Source organism: Streptomyces sp. NPDC102406 (assembly GCF_044765725.1).
Lineage (GTDB): Bacteria > Actinomycetota > Actinomycetes > Streptomycetales > Streptomycetaceae > Streptomyces.
Genome location: NZ_JBIWKP010000001.1, coordinates 1,830,895 through 1,845,020 on the forward strand (window position 1 = coordinate 1,830,895; position 14,126 = coordinate 1,845,020).

Sequence of the window (14,126 nt, forward strand, 5' to 3'; positions counted from 1 at the left end):
TGCCCGGCGTCGGTCCGTCGCTCCGACGGGGGATGCGGAGCGCGTACGCAGTATGTCACGCGAGACCCGTCGCCCGGCACCTCAACCTCATGATTGATCTGAGCTTTTCTTGAGCTTCGCGTGACGTCGGCCGGAGCCGCCGCACGGGCCGGAGCGGGCCGCGCTCAGCCGCGGTCCTCCGCGGCGGGCTCCGTGGGAGTCACGGCGGGACCGGGGGCGATCATGGGGCGTACCGGGGCGGGCACGAAGGTCGACGGCAGCCCCGGCGCGTTCTCCCGGCCCGCGTTGGCGATGACCACGGCGACGTAGGGGAGCAGGGCTCCGAACACCAGCGTCACGATGGCGACCGGCCGCTGCACGTTCCACAGCACCGCGGTGAGGATCACCGAGAGTGTGCGGATCGACATCGAGATGACGTACTTGCGCTGGCGGCCACGCACGTCGTCCGCGAGCCCCTGCCGGGCTCCTGTGATCCGGAAAACCTGTGCCCCGCCGTTACTGCTGCGTTTCCGCATCACTCTCCACCACCCGACCATCGACCGGACTCTCCCCGGACCGGACTGCCTCCACGGTACGCCCGGGCTGCGTCGGCCACGAGACCGGGGGAGGCCGGGACCGGGCGTGTGGCCTGCGCCGTACCGCGTATGGAGCCGCCCGACATGCGCCGTACGGACTACGGACAGAAACTGATCGAACGGTGCGCATGCGCGTACTCACACGCCGCATGAGGAGGCGACGGCATGAGCTGGTTGTGGGCAATCATCGTGGGACTCGTGCTCGGTCTGATCGCGAAGGCGATCCTGCCGGGCAAGCAGCAGATCCCGCTGTGGCTGACGGCGGTCTTCGGAATCCTCGGCAGCGTCCTGGGCAACTGGGCCGCCACGGGCCTCGGGGTCAACGACACCAAGGGCATCGACTGGATCCGGCACCTGCTGCAGTTGATCGGCGCGGTGGTGGTGGTCGGCGTCGGTGAGATGGCCTGGGTTGCCCTGCGCGGCAAGAAGAGCAGGGCCTAGCCGACGCCCGAGGGGGCCGGTTCCGTCGTCACATGCGACGGAGCCGGCCCCCTCAGGGCTGCGTGTGCGGCGGCGTGGATCAGGCTTTGACCTCGACCGCGGCCAGGTTCTTCTTGCCGCGCCGCAGCACCAGCCACCGCCCGTGCAGCAACTGGTCGGCGCCCGGCACGAAGTCCTCGGCGGCGACCTTGACGTTGTTCACGTACGCGCCGCCCTCCTTCACGGTCCGGCGCGCGGCGGACTTGCTCGCGACGAGGCCGACCTCGGCGAACAGATCGACGACCGGACCGAGCTCGGCGACCTCGGCCCTCGGCAGCTCGGAGAGCGCGGCGGCCAGCGTCGCCTCGTCCAGATCCGCCAGGTTCCCGTCGCCCTGCCCGAACAGCGCCTTGGACGCGGAGACCACCGCGGCCGTCTGGTCGGCGCCGTGCACCAGCGTCGTCAGCTCCTCGGCGAGCGCCCGCTGCGCGGCGCGGGCCTGCGGGCGCTCGGCGGTCAGCCGCTCCAGCTCCTCGATCTCCTCGCGGGACTTGAAGCTGAAGACGCGCAGGTACTTGGCGATGTCCCGGTCGTCCGCGTTCAGCCAGAACTGGTAGAAGGCGTACGGCGAGAACATCTCCGGGTCCAGCCAGATGGTGCCGGACTCGGTCTTGCCGAACTTGGTGCCGTCCGCCTTGGTGAGCAGCGGGATGCCGAGGGCGTGCACCACGGCCTCCGGATGGACCCGGTGGATCAGGTCCGTGCCGGAGGTCAGGTTGCCCCACTGGTCGGTGCCGCCGGTCTGGAGGACGCAGCCGTGGCTCTCGTACAGCTTGAGGAAGTCCATCCCCTGGAGGATCTGGTAGCTGAACTCGGTGTAGCTGATGCCCGCGTCCGAGTTGAGCCGCCGCGAGACGGCCTCCTTCGCGATCATCTTGTTGACCCGGAAGTACTTGCCCACGTCGCGCAGGAACTCGATGGCGGACAGGCCGGACGTCCAGTCCAGGTTGTTCACCATCACCGCGGCGTTCGGACCCTCGAAGTCGAGCAGCGGCGCGATCTGGCCGCGCAGCCGCTCGACCCAGCCGGCGACGATCTCGGGCGAGTTCAGCGTGCGCTCGGAGTTCGGCTTCGGGTCCCCGATCAGACCGGTGGCGCCGCCGACCAGGGCCAGCGGGCGGTGCCCCGCCCGCTGCATGCGCCGCATCGTGAGGATCTGCACCAGGTTGCCCAGGTGCAGGCTGGGCGCGGTCGGATCGAAGCCGCAATAGAACGTGACAGGACCGTCCGCGAACGCCTTGCGCAGCGCGTCCTCGTCGGTGGACAGGGCGATGAGCCCACGCCACTTGAGTTCGTCGACGATGTCCGTCACGGTTCCGTGTCTCCTCGAACAGTGCTGTTGTGTCCCGGCCAGTCTATGGGCGAATCCCGGGAGGTCAGACGCCCTGGCTGACCGAACTCATGTTGAAGTCCGGTACGCGCAGCGCGGGCATCGCCGCCTTGGTGAACCAGTCGCCCCACTCCCTCGGCAGGGTCTTCTCCGTCCGTCCGGCCTCGGTGGCCCGGCTCAGCAGGTCGACCGGCGACTCGTTGAACCGGAAGTTGTTCACCTCGCCCACGACCTCGCCCCCCTCCACCAGGTACACGCCGTCGCGGGTCAGCCCGGTCAGCAGCAGCGTGGCCGGATCGACCTCGCGGATGTACCAGAGGCAGGTCAGCAGCAGCCCGCGCTCGGTGGCCGCGACCATCTCGTCAAGGGACTTCCCGGAACCACCGTCGAGGATCAGGTTGTCCCCGGCCGGGGCGACCGGCAGGCCGGTGAGAGCGGCGCTGTGCCGCGTGGTCGTCAGATGCCGCAGCTCGCCGCCCGCGATCCACTCGGTGGCGGCGACCGGCAACCCGTTGTCGAAGACGGACGCGTCGTCCCCCGAGGTGTGCGCGAGGACGAACGGCGCGGACTCGATCCCCGGCGCGTGCGGGTCGCTGCGCAGCGTCAGCGGCAACTCGCTCAGCCGCTCGCCGACGCGCGTGCCGCCCCCGGGCTTGGAGAACACGGTCCTGCCCTCCGCCGCGTCCCGTGCCCCCGCCGACCACAGCAGATAGATCAGCAGGTCGGCCACGGCCGTCGGCGGCAGCAGCGTCTCGTAGCGCCCCGCGGGCAGCTCCACGCGGCGCTCGGCCCAGCCGAGCCGCGTCGCCAGTTCCGCGTCCAGCGCCGCCGGATCGACGTCCTTGAAGTCCCGCGTCGAGCATCCCGCCCACGCCGAGCGCCTGCGGTCCGGCGACTTGGCGTTCAGTTCGAGCGTCCCGTCGGGCTGGTCGTGCCGCAGCCGCAGCCCCGTCGACGTACCCAGGTAGCTGGAGGTCAGCTCGTGGTTGGCGAAGCCGTACAGCTCGCGCCCACCGGCCCGGGCCCGCGCGAAGGCCTCGCCGAGGGCGGGCGCGAAGTCCGCGAACACGGCCGACGAGGTCTCGGCGGGCGCCTCCGTGAAGTCGGGGGAGGCCGCCACACCCTCGACGAGCGGCTGCGCGTCCTCGGCGGGCCCGGCCTTCGCCGCGGCCTCCTCGGCCGCCCGCACCAGCGGTTCGAGGTCGGCGGCGGTCACGGCGGACCGGGAGACGACGCCGGTGGCCGTGCCCTCCTTGCCGTCGACCGTCGCGACGACGGTCAGCGTCCGCCCGCGGGTGACCCCGTTGGTGGTGAGCGCGTTGCCCGCCCAGCGCAGATTGGCGGTGGACGTCTCGTCGGCGATGACGACGCAACCGTCGGCCCGGGACAGCTCCAGGGCGCGCTCGACGATCTCGTACGGCTTGCTGCTGCGGCCGCTCATCGACCCGCCTCCTGCGTCGTGTTCAGAATGTTGACGCCCTTGAAGAGGGCCGAGGGGCAGCCGTGCGAAACGGCCGCGACCTGGCCCGGCTGGGCCTTGCCGCAGTTGAAGGCGCCGCCGAGGACATAGGTCTGCGGGCCGCCGACCGCCGCCATCGAACCCCAGAAGTCGGTCGTCGTCGCCTGGTAGGCGAAGTCCCGCACCTGCCCGGCGAGCCGCCCGCCCCGGATCTCGTACGCCCGCTGGGCCGTGAACTGGAAGTTGTACCGCTGCATGTCGATGGACCAGGACCGGTCGCCGACGAGGTACAGCCCGTGGTCGACCCCCGCGATCAGGTCATCGGTCGACAGGCCGCCCGGATCCGGTTGCAGCGACACGTTCGCCATCCGCTGCACGGGCACGTGGCCGGGGGAGTCGGCGTACGCGCAGCCGTTGGACCGCTCGAACCCGGTCAGCCGCGCGATCCTGCGGTCCAGTTGGTAGCCGACCAGCGTCCCGTCCTTCACCAGGTCCCAGGACTGCCCGGCCACGCCCTCGTCGTCGTAGCCGATGGTGGCGAGCCCGTGCTCGGCGGTGCGGTCCCCGGTGACGTTCATGATCTCGGAGCCGTACTTGAGCTTGCCGAGCTGATCGAAGGTGGCGAAGGACGTGCCCGCGTACGCCGCCTCGTAGCCGAGCGCCCGGTCCAGCTCGGTGGCGTGCCCGATGGACTCGTGGATGGTCAGCCACAGATTGGACGGGTCCACGACCAGGTCGTACGAGCCCGCCCGCACGCTCGGCGCCCGCATCTTCTCCGCCAGCAGCCCGGGAATCTCGGCCAGCTCGGCGTCCCAGTCCCACCCGGTGCCCGTCAGGTACTCCCAGCCCCGGCCGGCCGGCGGCGCCAGCGTGCGCATCGAGTCGAACTCGCCGCTCGCGTCGTCCACGGCGACGGCGGTGAGCTGCGGGTGCAGGCGTACCCGCTGCTGCGTCGTCGCGGTCCCGGCCGTGTCCGCGTAGAACTTGTTCTCGTGCACGCACAGCAGTGAGGCGTCCACGTGGCTGACCCCGTCGGCCGCGAGCAGCCGCGCGCTCCAGTCGGCGAGCAGCCCCGCCCGCTCCTCCTCCGGCACGGAGAAGGGATCGATCCCGTACGAGGAGACCCAGGTCCGGTCCGCGTACACCGGCTCGTCCGCCAGCTCGACCCGCTCGTCGGACCCGGCCGCCTTGATGACCTGCGCGCTGAGCTTCGCCATCGCCACGGCCTGGGACGCCACCTTCGCCGCGGCGTCCATCGTCAGGTCGACGCCGGACGCGAAGCCCCACGTGCCCCCGTGCACCACCCGCACCGCGTACCCGAGGTCCGTGGTGTCCGAGGACCCCGCCGGCCTGGCGTCCCGCAGCCGCATCTCCCCACTGCGTACGCGCTCCAGCCGGAAGTCCGCGTGCTCCGCGCCCAGCGCACGCGCGCGGGCGAGGGCCGCGTCGGCGAGAGCCCGCAGGGGGAGCGCCGTGAAGGCTTCATCGATCGTATGAGGCACGAATGTCTCCCTGTCGTCCACGTCCGTCGCCCCGATCATGTCGTGCGGCACGGCTCGCTGCCAGAGCTTTCTGTAGGGACTCGACAGCGAGTCGGGTACGTCACTGTCGGTGGGCGATTCTCCGTACGAAGGGTCGTACCGATAGGTTTTCGAGGTACCACCACCGCTATCGAAAGGGTGATCCGTTGAGCCGCTCGGTTCTCGTCACCGGAGGAAACCGGGGCATTGGCCTCGCCATCGCCCGCGTATTCGCGGAGGCCGGCGACAAGGTCGCGATCACGTACCGCTCGGGCGACCCGGCGGAGCTCGAGAAGCAGGGCTTCCTGGCCGTCAAGTGCGACATCACCGATACGGAGCAGGTGGAGCAGGCCTACAAGGAGATCGAGGAGAAGCACGGCCCCGTCGAGGTCCTGGTCGCCAACGCGGGCGTCACCAAGGACCAGCTCCTCATGCGCATGTCCGAGGAGGACTTCACGTCCGTCCTCGACACCAACCTCACCGGCACCTTCCGGGTCGTCAAGCGCGCCAACCGCGGCATGCTGCGCGCCAAGAAGGGCCGCGTCGTGCTGATCTCCTCCGTCGTCGGCCTGCTCGGTTCGGCGGGGCAGGCGAACTACGCCGCCTCCAAGGCGGGCCTGGTCGGATTCGCCCGGTCCCTCGCCCGTGAGCTGGGGTCGCGCAACATCACCTTCAACGTCGTCGCCCCCGGTTTTGTCGACACCGACATGACCCAGGCGCTCACGGACGAGCAGCGCGCGAACATCGTGACGCAGGTGCCGCTCGGCCGGTACGCGCGGGTCGAGGAGATCGCCTCCGCGGTCAGGTTCCTCGCCTCCGACGACGCTTCGTACATCACTGGTGCCGTCATCCCGGTTGACGGCGGATTGGGCATGGGTCACTGAGAACGATGACTAGCACTGGCGGAATCCTCGAGGGCAAGCGCATCCTCATCACCGGTGTGCTGATGGAGTCCTCCATCGCCTTCCACACCGCGAAGCTGGCCCAGGAGCAGGGTGCGGAGATCATCCTCACCGCCTGGCCGCGGCCGACGCTCACCGAGCGCATCGCCAAGAAGCTGCCCCGGCCCGACAAGGTCAAGGTGCTGGAGCTCGACGTCTCCAACGACGAGCACCTGGCCCGGCTTGAGGGCCAGGTCCGCGAGCACCTCGGCGACCGTATCGACGGTGTCGTGCACTCCATCGGCTTCGCGCCGCAGGACGCGCTCGGCGGCAACTTCCTGAACACGCCGTTCGAGTCCGTCGCCACGGCCATGCACGTCTCCGCCTTCTCCCTGAAGTCGCTGACCAAGGCGCTGCTGCCGCTGATGAGCGAGGGCGGTTCCGTCGTCGGCCTCACCTTCGACGCGCAGTTCGCGTGGCCGCAGTACGACTGGATGGGCCCGGCCAAGGCCGCCCTGGAGGCCACCAGCCGCTACATGGCGCGTGACCTGGGCAAGCAGAACATCCGCTGCAACCTGATCTCGGCGGGCCCGATCGGTTCCATGGCCGCGAAGTCGATCCCCGGCTTCACCGAGCTGGCCGCGGTCTGGGACAGCCGCTCCCCGCTGGAGTGGGACCTCGCCGACCCGGAGCCCGCGGGCAGGGGCATCGTCGCCCTGCTGTCGGACTGGTTCCCCAAGACGACGGGCGAGATCATCCACGTGGACGGCGGCCTGCACGCCATCGGCGCCTGACCAGAACCCCTCAGGGGTCCCCCGTTCGGGTCACCGGCCGGGCAGTCACGAGGGACCTCCGCGCACGCTGGGTGCGAGGAGGTCCCTTTCGTGCGCCTGCCCCGCCGCATAGCCCCGGCCCTCACCGCCCTGACGCTGCTCGTGGCGCTGCCCTGCGACGCGGCGTCCCAGCCCGCCGCGGACCGCGCCCCCGCGCGCGTGGGCGACGCGGAACGCGACCCCTTCGGAGCCGGGTGCCGGGTCCGCGTCGCCGGGGGGACGGCGGCGAGCGCCGTCTGCCACAACCCGTACCCGGCGGTCGACGAGGTCGCCCTGCACATCGAGTGCGACCCCTGGTGGGACATCGACACCGACACCGCCCCCGTCGAGGTGGGCCCCGCCGAGACCGTGCGGCTGGAGGGACGGTGCTGGAAGAACGTACGGACCGCCTGGGTCAGTCATCACCGGACGGCGTGAGCCGGCCCGGGCGGCACAGGAACGGGTAGGACGCCGCCTCGGCCGCGGCGGCCTCCGCGTCCTGCTCCCGGATCGCGTCGACCAGACGCGTGTGGTCCATGTGGTTCTCGGCGCTGAGCCGCTCGCCCACGTCCTCCCGCAGCCAGTCCCGCAGCACCTCCCCGAGGTCCGCGTACATCGCCGTCATCACGTCGTTGTGCGACGCGGCGACCACGGCCATGTGGAACGTCGCGTCCGCTGTCACGAACGCCTCCGTGTCGCCGGACCCCCACGCCTCCTCGCGGCGCAGGTGCAGCGCGTCGAGCTGCTTCAGATCCCGTTCGGTGCGCCGCTCCGCCGCCAGTCGCGCCGCGCTCGACTCCAGCGTGGCGCGCAGCTCGGCGATGTGCCGCGGGTCGGCGTCGGCGAACCGCCGCTGCATCACCCCCGCCAGCTCGCTGGTCGCCACGACGTACGTACCCGAGCCCTGCCGGATGTCGAGCAGCCCGTTGTGCGCGAGGGCGCGCACGGCCTCGCGCACCGTGTTGCGGGCGACGCCGAGCTGCTCGACGAGCTCGGGCTCGGTCGGGATACGGGAGCCCACCGGCCACTCGCCCGAGGAGATCTGGGCGCGCAGGGCGGAGATGACCTGCTCGGACAGGGCCGAGCGCCGGGGGGAGGTCAGGGGCATCGGCGTTCCTTCGTCCTGGCTCGTACATGACGCGAATCGATTGGACAGCCAATCATCCCATGATTCTAAGATGGGGTCATGGCTAGCGAGGAAACACCGACCCCGACGATGGCACCGCCGACCGCCCGCACCCCGATACCCGACGAGAAAAGTGCCGCCCCGCGCGCGTGGGCCGTCCGTCTGGTGACCGTCGGCATCGTCCTCGCCGCACTGAACCTGCGGCCCGCGATCACCAGCCTCGGCGCCCTCCTCGAAGAGGTCCGCGACGGGCTCGGCATGAGCGGCAGCCTCGCCGGACTGCTCACCTCCGTGCCCCCGCTGTGCTTCGCCGTCTTCGGCGTGATGGCGCCCCGGCTCGCCCGGCGCTTCGGCGCGAGCGCGGTCGTCTGCGCCGGCATGGCCGCGATCGCCGCGGGCCTGATCATCCGCCCGTACACCGGTGGCACCGTCGGCTTCCTGGCCGCCAGTGCCCTCGCCCTCATGGGCATCGCCGTCAGCAACGTGCTGATGCCGGTCATCGTCAAGCGCTGGTTCCCCGACCGCGTCGGCTCCATGACCGGCCTGTACTCGATGGCCCTCGCACTCGGCACGTCCCTCGCCGCCGCCGCGACCGTGCCGATGACCGACGCGCTCGGCGGCGACTGGCAGTCCGGGCTCGCCGTCTGGGCCGCGCTCGCCGTCGCCGCCGTCCTCCCCTGGATCCCGCTCGTCCGCGTCAAGGGCGCGGGCCCCGCCGAACCGGCCCGGTCGGCCGCCGGCGCCGACGACGGGTTGCGGATCACCCGCAGCCGCACCGCGTGGGCGCTCGCCGTCTTCTTCGGGCTCCAGGCCACGGCCGCGTACATCACGATGGGATGGATGGCGCAGATCTTCCGCGACGCCGGGGTCTCCGCGTCGACCGCCGGGGTGCTGCTCGCCGTCACCATGGCCATGGGCGTCCCGCTCGCCTTCGTCATCCCCCGCGTCGCCGCCCGGCTGCCCAGCCAGGGCCCGATCGTGGTCGTCCTCGGCGCCTGCGGCCTCGCCGGCTACGCCGGTCTGTACTTCGCGCCCTCCTCCGGCGCCTGGGCCTGGGCGATCCTGCTCGGCATCTCCAACTGCGCCTTCCCGCTGGCCCTGACGATGGTCGGGATGCGCGCCCGCACCGGCGCCGGTGTCGCCAAGCTGTCCGCGTTCGCGCAGTCCACCGGCTACCTGATCTCCATTCCCGGGCCGCTGCTCGTCGGCGTCCTGTACCAGCACAGCGGCGGCTGGGGCGTGCCGATCGCGCTCATGGCCGCGCTGATGGTGCCGCAGATCGTGGTCGGTGTCCTCGCGGGCCGCAACCGCACCGTCGAGGACGAGGCCGCCACGGGCGCCCCGGCGTCCTGAGCGCCGGGGACAGGTGCGACACTTGCCGCATGTCGCCTGTGCTCGAACCGAACCCCCAGAACGGCCAGAAGAAACTCCTGCTCGTACTCGGCGCGATGCTGGCCATCACCGTGGTCGTGGCCGTCATCGCGACGATCGCCTCCCCCTGAGAACCTGTCCCTGACACCGGCCGCCCCGCACCGGGCGCGAAGGTGGGGTTAACTCCACCATCCCCTAGGGGGCCAGTGTCAGGGTGAACTGGGTGGATCACCGGATGGGGCGGCAGCCCCCGGGTCCGTACCGTCGAAGTGTCGCCGGGAGAGTCGGCGCACCGGACGAGGACGACGGACCACGGAGGAAGCCATGTCGGCCCCCACGCACCCCCGGACCCACCCGGCAGCCGCGGGCGGCGCCTCCGTCCGGCTGCCCTGGTGGGCCGTCGCGCTGCCCGCCGTCGCCTTCGTGGCGCTCCTGCTGCTGATCCTCAACCCGGCCGACGCCCAGGCCGCGGCGGGCGACCCGACCCTCGCCCACCTCGTGACCCGCGTGAAGGAACTGGTGCTCGGCTGAGGGGCGTCCCGCAAGCCTCCCGGCCCGCGTTCACTCGCGCGGGCGAGCCCGTCAACTCCCTGCGCCTCGTGCCCGTTTTCATGCGAAGCTGGAACGCATGAGCGTCGCAGAACCCCGCAGGATCGTCCTTTTCCGGCACGCCAAGGCGGACTGGCCTCAGGTGCCCGATCACGAGCGTCCGCTCGCCGAGCGCGGACGCCTGGACGCCCCGGCCGCCGGCCGCAAGCTGGCCGACTCCGGCATCGCCCTCGACCTGGCCCTCTGCTCGACCGCCGTGCGCACCCGTGAGACATGGAAACTGGCGGTCCACGAACTGCCGGAGCGGCCGAGGACCGTCTACGAGGAGCGGATCTACGAGGCGTCCCCCGGCGAGCTGATCGCCGTGCTGAACGAGACGCAGGACGACGTCAGGAACGCCGTCCTCATCGGCCACAACCCCGGCGTGCAAGGGGTCACCGAGGTGCTGACCGGCGAGGCCGACCCGGGCGCGGCCGAGCGGCTGCGCTCCGGGTTCTCCACCGCCGCGTTCGCCGTGCTGTCCTTCACCGGCTCCTGGAAGTCGCTGGAGCCGGGCACGGCCACGCTGCTGGACTACTGGTCGCCGAACGCCTGACACCCCGTACGCGCACAGCGGGCCCGGCACCGTGCTTCGGTGCCGGGCCCGCCCACGTGATCGTGGTGTCAGGACTCCTGGGCGTCGGCCGCCTCGACCTCTTCCCGCGTGACGCCGAGCAGATACAGGACGGTGTCGAGGAACGGCACGTTCACCGCCGTGTGCGCGGCCTCGCGGACCACCGGCTTGGCGTTGAACGCGACACCGAGCCCGGCCGCGTTCAGCATGTCCAGATCGTTGGCGCCGTCGCCGATCGCCACGGTCTGGGCGAGCGGGACCCCGGCCTCCGCGGCGAACCGCCGAAGGAGCCGCGCCTTGCCCGCGCGGTCCACGATCTCGCCGGTGACCTTGCCGGTCAGCTTGCCGTCGACGATCTCCAGGGTGTTGGCCTGCGCGAAGTCCAGCCCGAGCCGCTCCCGCAGGTCGTCCGTCACCTGCGTGAACCCGCCCGAGACGACGCCCACCTGGTAGCCGAGCCGCTTGAGCGTACGGATCAGCGTGCGGGCGCCCGGCGTGAGCCGCACCTCGCTCCTGACCTTCTCCACCACCGACGCGTCGAGCCCGGCGAGCAGCGCCACGCGCGCGTGCAGCGACTGTTCGAAGTCCAGCTCCCCGCGCATCGCCGCCGCCGTCACCCCGGCGACCTCGTCCTCGCAGCCCGCGTGCGCCGCGAACAGCTCGATCACCTCGTCCTGGATGAGCGTCGAGTCGACGTCCATCACGACGAGCCGCTGTGCCCTGCGGTGCAGACCGGCCGCGACGACGGCGATGTCCACGCCCAGCTTCGCGCCCTCGGTGGCCAGCGCCGTGCGCAGCGTCTCCGTCTCGGTGCCCGACACCGCGAACTCGACCGCCGTGACGGGGTACTTGGCCAGACGGAAGATGCGGTCGATGTTGCCGCCGGTCCCGGTGATGGTCGCGGCGATCGCTGCGGTCGACTCGGCGGTGAGCGGGTGCCCGAGCACGGTCGCGAGCGACCGGCCCACACCGCGCGGCCGGTTGTCGCCGATGCCCGAGATGATCTCGGCCTGCATCCGGACGGACTCCGCCCAACTGTGGACGGTGGCCCGCAGCTCGCCCTCGAGACCGGGCGCGGGCTGGGTCACCAGGGCGCACAGGACGATACGGCCGCGTGTGACGACCTGCTCGATGTCGACGACGTCGACGGAGTAGGCGGCAAGGGTGTCGAAGAGCCCGGCGGTGAGGCCGGGCCGGTCCTTGCCGAATATCTTGACCAGGAGGGTCGGGACGTCGGCCGGCACGGGCAGGTGTCCGTCGACGTTCGGGGCATCAGCGGGTTGCTGGGGCTGCGGAGCGCTCATGATGCCCCTACGTTATCGGGCTTGTGTGCGGTTGCGCGGCCCCGGTCCGCGTACCGGACAGGCCCCGGCCCGACCGCCTCGGGCGGCCCGCGCTCAGCGCCCGTCCCGGTCCCCCCGGCGCCGCTTCGGTGCCCGGCCGGTGGCGGGCGGTGGCGGTGGCGGCGGGGGCGGCGGCTCGGGATGCAGCGGGCCCGCGACCGTGGGGGCGCCGCTCGTGCCGTCGTGGTGGGGCCGATCGCCGCCCGGGCCCCGCGGACGGGTCCGCGGCCCGCGCGGCTCCCCGCCGTACGGATCCCGCGTCTCCCGGCCGTACGGATCCTCGCCGTAGGGCCGCGCCTCGTACGCCTGGGCGTCGTACGGCCTCAGGTAGGGGTTCGTGTCGGCGTTCGACGGGCGGTACGGACTGCTCGCCCGGTACGGTCCCGCCGATGCGGACGACGCCTCCAGGGCAGGGGCCGCCTCGCCCGGCGCTGCGGCCGGCGCGGCCACCCGCCCGCCCGCGGCCCCGCTCGCGCGCGCGAGAAGCGCCCCGAGCGCCCCGGCCCCCGCCCCCCACGCGGCGCCCAGGAGCAGCGCCATCCCCGCGTTCCCGTGCACATCGATGCTCGCGCCGAACCCGTCGAAGCCGAGCACCGACAGGGACGCGTCCGCCGAGACGTCCGTCAGCCACACCAGGAGCGGCAGCGCGAGCGCCGTCACGACACCGAGCCGCAGGGCGCAACGGCCCGCGAACCCCACCGCTCCCTGCCCCGGGGTCAGCGGGGTCCTGACCGCCGTCAGGACCCCGGCGAACACCATCATCAGGGCCGTCGCGACGGCCAACAGCCATACCCGGCCGTCGAGTTCGGCCAGCCTGCCCAGCGTCAGGGGCTGGTCGGAGGAGGCCTTGAGCAGATCGTCGAGCGGGTCGGGAAGCACCTTCGTGAGCGCACCCGTCGCCTTGCCGTCCCAGGGCACGAACAGGCCGAGCGGCACCGCGAGCCACGCCCCGTTGGGCGCGCCGAGCAGCGCGGCGCCCGCGATCCGCTTCGGGTGGTCGTCGCCGACCATCGCGTACCCGGCCGCGGCCAGGCCCGCGAGGACCGTCACCAGCAGCACGGTCACGAGCGCCGACGCGGCGGGGCGCACCACCCGGTGCACCGGCGCGAGAACGCGCGGCAGGGCAGTGCGCCGCGACGCGAGCAGCGCGATGAGCAGCACCCCGGTCGCGTAGGCCGCGCCGCCCAGCAGCGTCGCCCCCGTCTGCACGGTGAAGCCGACGGACGCCTTCGCGTCCGCGAGGTCGCCGAGCCGGTCGGGGAGCAGCCCCCCGATGCCGCCGGGAAGCTTGTCCTCCAGACCGCCCGGCAGGTCCCCGGCGCCCGGAATGTCGTTCAGCCCCAGGTTCGACCCGTCAATCGTGATGAGGTCGTGACCCGCCCATGCGAGGCCGCCCAGCAGTGCCACGAACAGCACCACCACGGCCCCCGCGCGCACCACCAGTTCCCCCGCGCCGATCCCAAGTCCCCGTGCCCGCAAGGAGCGTAGGAAGAACCAGCTCATCAGGAGCGCGCCCACCAGGCCCACGCCCAGGGGCGCGACATCGATGGCGGTGTGCGCCTGCGCGCCGTCCAGACCGAACGCCGACACATCGCCCGACGGGGTCACGCGCCCGCCGACACCGATCGCCACCACGGCGGCGGTCATCGGCCCGAGCGACCCCGCCGAATCCGCCTCCAGCAGATGCAGCCCGAGCGCCGCGACCCCCGCCATTCCGATGAAAGCCCAGCTCACCGCGGCAATGGCCGAAAGCAGCACATCGCCGACGGGGACGCTGCCGCGCCGAGTCGTGTCATGGCCGGTCTCCATCAGGACCCCCCGATCCGTACCGCCTCACCCCTGATATCCCCTTTGCGCATGATCCGTAGGGGTTGCGGGCGCTTACCACTCTCCGGGCCCGTATCTGCCACGTCAACGGCGCGGGCGCCGAAGCGACCCGAGACTCTTCACCACCTCCGACGCAAGGCCCGACTTTCGGTCACGGGGGCGTTCCTGAAATAGTTCCTGACGATGTTCGACATCCCTAGACTCCCCATGACGGGGCACAACTTCGGGGGACAACTCAGT

General features: G+C 71.8%; 15 protein-coding genes. 8 read left to right on the forward strand and 7 right to left on the reverse strand.

Annotated elements, in window-relative coordinates; all coding sequences use genetic code 11:
* Positions 1-164 precede the first annotated feature (164 nt).
* Positions 165-515 (reverse strand): DUF3099 domain-containing protein, encoded by a 351-nt coding sequence (locus ACIRF8_RS08430; RefSeq protein ID WP_404212123.1) that lies wholly within the window; start codon positions 513-515, stop codon positions 165-167.
* Between the two features lie 225 nt (positions 516-740).
* Here ACIRF8_RS08430 and ACIRF8_RS08435 point away from each other — a divergent pair, with 225 nt between their 5' ends.
* Positions 741-1,016, forward strand: a complete 276-nt coding sequence (locus ACIRF8_RS08435) for a GlsB/YeaQ/YmgE family stress response membrane protein (protein WP_404212125.1) — start codon at positions 741-743, stop codon at positions 1,014-1,016.
* Between the two features lie 79 nt (positions 1,017-1,095).
* Here the strand turns inward: ACIRF8_RS08435 and tyrS are convergent, their stop codons facing one another.
* The 3 genes from tyrS to ACIRF8_RS08450 all read right to left on the reverse strand — a co-directional run bounded on the left by tyrS (position 1,096) and on the right by ACIRF8_RS08450 (position 5,346).
* Positions 1,096-2,367, reverse strand: coding sequence for a tyrosine--tRNA ligase (gene tyrS, locus ACIRF8_RS08440; RefSeq protein ID WP_404212127.1), 1,272 nt, complete (start codon positions 2,365-2,367; stop codon positions 1,096-1,098).
* A 64-nt stretch (positions 2,368-2,431) separates the two neighbouring features.
* The gene (locus ACIRF8_RS08445; protein WP_404212129.1) at positions 2,432-3,826 is read right to left on the reverse strand and encodes a metallopeptidase TldD-related protein; all 1,395 of its coding nucleotides are present in this window, start codon (positions 3,824-3,826) and stop codon (positions 2,432-2,434) included.
* Positions 3,823-5,346 (reverse strand): TldD/PmbA family protein, encoded by a 1,524-nt coding sequence (locus tag ACIRF8_RS08450; RefSeq protein WP_404212131.1) that lies wholly within the window; start codon positions 5,344-5,346, stop codon positions 3,823-3,825. The genes ACIRF8_RS08445 and ACIRF8_RS08450 overlap by 4 nt, the downstream gene beginning before the upstream one ends.
* Before the next feature lie 185 nt (positions 5,347-5,531).
* Here ACIRF8_RS08450 and fabG point away from each other — a divergent pair, with 185 nt between their 5' ends.
* The 3 genes from fabG (at position 5,532) to ACIRF8_RS08465 (ending at position 7,495) form a co-directional block, all read left to right on the forward strand.
* Positions 5,532-6,248 (forward strand): 3-oxoacyl-[acyl-carrier-protein] reductase, encoded by a 717-nt coding sequence (gene fabG, locus ACIRF8_RS08455; protein ID WP_404212133.1) that lies wholly within the window; start codon positions 5,532-5,534, stop codon positions 6,246-6,248.
* 5 nt (positions 6,249-6,253) lie between these two features.
* Complete coding sequence (gene fabI, locus ACIRF8_RS08460) at positions 6,254-7,039, forward strand: enoyl-ACP reductase FabI (protein WP_404212135.1); 786 nt, start codon at positions 6,254-6,256, stop codon at positions 7,037-7,039.
* Positions 7,040-7,129: 90 nt separating this feature from the next.
* The gene (locus tag ACIRF8_RS08465) at positions 7,130-7,495 is read left to right on the forward strand and encodes a hypothetical protein (RefSeq protein WP_404212137.1); all 366 of its coding nucleotides are present in this window, start codon (positions 7,130-7,132) and stop codon (positions 7,493-7,495) included.
* Here ACIRF8_RS08465 and ACIRF8_RS08470 read toward each other — a convergent pair.
* Positions 7,473-8,165: a FadR/GntR family transcriptional regulator gene (locus tag ACIRF8_RS08470; protein WP_404212139.1), complete on the reverse strand. Its 693-nt coding sequence runs from the start codon at positions 8,163-8,165 to the stop codon at positions 7,473-7,475. The two genes, ACIRF8_RS08465 and ACIRF8_RS08470, sit on opposite strands and share 23 nt — an antisense overlap.
* Before the next feature lie 108 nt (positions 8,166-8,273).
* Between ACIRF8_RS08470 and ACIRF8_RS08475 the strand changes: the two genes are divergently transcribed.
* The 4 genes from ACIRF8_RS08475 to ACIRF8_RS08490 all read left to right on the forward strand — a co-directional run bounded on the left by ACIRF8_RS08475 (position 8,274) and on the right by ACIRF8_RS08490 (position 10,698).
* A complete protein-coding gene (locus ACIRF8_RS08475; protein ID WP_404212365.1) occupies positions 8,274-9,536 on the forward strand; it encodes a CynX/NimT family MFS transporter in 1,263 nt (420 codons plus the stop codon).
* 29 nt (positions 9,537-9,565) lie between these two features.
* Positions 9,566-9,685 carry an SGM_5486 family transporter-associated protein gene (locus ACIRF8_RS08480; protein ID WP_404212141.1) on the forward strand — a complete coding sequence of 40 codons (120 nt, stop codon included), beginning with the start codon at positions 9,566-9,568 and terminating at the stop codon, positions 9,683-9,685.
* 193 nt (positions 9,686-9,878) lie between these two features.
* Positions 9,879-10,085, forward strand: coding sequence for a hypothetical protein (locus ACIRF8_RS08485; RefSeq protein ID WP_404212143.1), 207 nt, complete (start codon positions 9,879-9,881; stop codon positions 10,083-10,085).
* Positions 10,086-10,182: 97 nt separating this feature from the next.
* The gene (locus tag ACIRF8_RS08490) at positions 10,183-10,698 is read left to right on the forward strand and encodes a SixA phosphatase family protein (RefSeq protein WP_404212145.1); all 516 of its coding nucleotides are present in this window, start codon (positions 10,183-10,185) and stop codon (positions 10,696-10,698) included.
* 68 nt (positions 10,699-10,766) lie between these two features.
* On the opposite strand, the gene serB is transcribed toward ACIRF8_RS08490, so the two are convergent.
* Both serB and ACIRF8_RS08500 read right to left on the reverse strand, forming a co-directional pair.
* Positions 10,767-12,020 carry a phosphoserine phosphatase SerB gene (gene serB, locus ACIRF8_RS08495; protein ID WP_404212147.1) on the reverse strand — a complete coding sequence of 418 codons (1,254 nt, stop codon included), beginning with the start codon at positions 12,018-12,020 and terminating at the stop codon, positions 10,767-10,769.
* 93 nt (positions 12,021-12,113) lie between these two features.
* On the reverse strand, positions 12,114-13,868 hold the full coding sequence (locus ACIRF8_RS08500; protein WP_404212149.1) for a streptophobe family protein: 1,755 nt from the start codon (positions 13,866-13,868) through the stop codon (positions 12,114-12,116).
* Positions 13,869-14,126: the final 258 nt, after the last annotated feature.

What these genes read in the sequence shown, in the direction of transcription:
- ACIRF8_RS08430 (WP_404212123.1), bottom strand. Translation starts at nt 515, where the DNA reads ATGCGGAAACGCAGCAGTAACGGCGGGGCACAGGTTTTCCGGATCACA.
- ACIRF8_RS08435 (WP_404212125.1), top strand. Translation starts at nt 741, where the DNA reads ATGAGCTGGTTGTGGGCAATCATCGTGGGACTCGTGCTCGGTCTGATC.
- ACIRF8_RS08445 (WP_404212129.1), bottom strand. Translation starts at nt 3,826, where the DNA reads ATGAGCGGCCGCAGCAGCAAGCCGTACGAGATCGTCGAGCGCGCCCTG.
- fabI (WP_404212135.1), top strand. Translation starts at nt 6,254, where the DNA reads ATGACTAGCACTGGCGGAATCCTCGAGGGCAAGCGCATCCTCATCACC.
- ACIRF8_RS08470 (WP_404212139.1), bottom strand. Translation starts at nt 8,165, where the DNA reads ATGCCCCTGACCTCCCCCCGGCGCTCGGCCCTGTCCGAGCAGGTCATC.
- ACIRF8_RS08475 (WP_404212365.1), top strand. Translation starts at nt 8,274, where the DNA reads ATGGCACCGCCGACCGCCCGCACCCCGATACCCGACGAGAAAAGTGCC.
- ACIRF8_RS08480 (WP_404212141.1), top strand. Translation starts at nt 9,566, where the DNA reads ATGTCGCCTGTGCTCGAACCGAACCCCCAGAACGGCCAGAAGAAACTC.
- ACIRF8_RS08485 (WP_404212143.1), top strand. Translation starts at nt 9,879, where the DNA reads ATGTCGGCCCCCACGCACCCCCGGACCCACCCGGCAGCCGCGGGCGGC.
- ACIRF8_RS08490 (WP_404212145.1), top strand. Translation starts at nt 10,183, where the DNA reads ATGAGCGTCGCAGAACCCCGCAGGATCGTCCTTTTCCGGCACGCCAAG.
- serB (WP_404212147.1), bottom strand. Translation starts at nt 12,020, where the DNA reads ATGAGCGCTCCGCAGCCCCAGCAACCCGCTGATGCCCCGAACGTCGAC.
- ACIRF8_RS08500 (WP_404212149.1), bottom strand. Translation starts at nt 13,868, where the DNA reads ATGGAGACCGGCCATGACACGACTCGGCGCGGCAGCGTCCCCGTCGGC.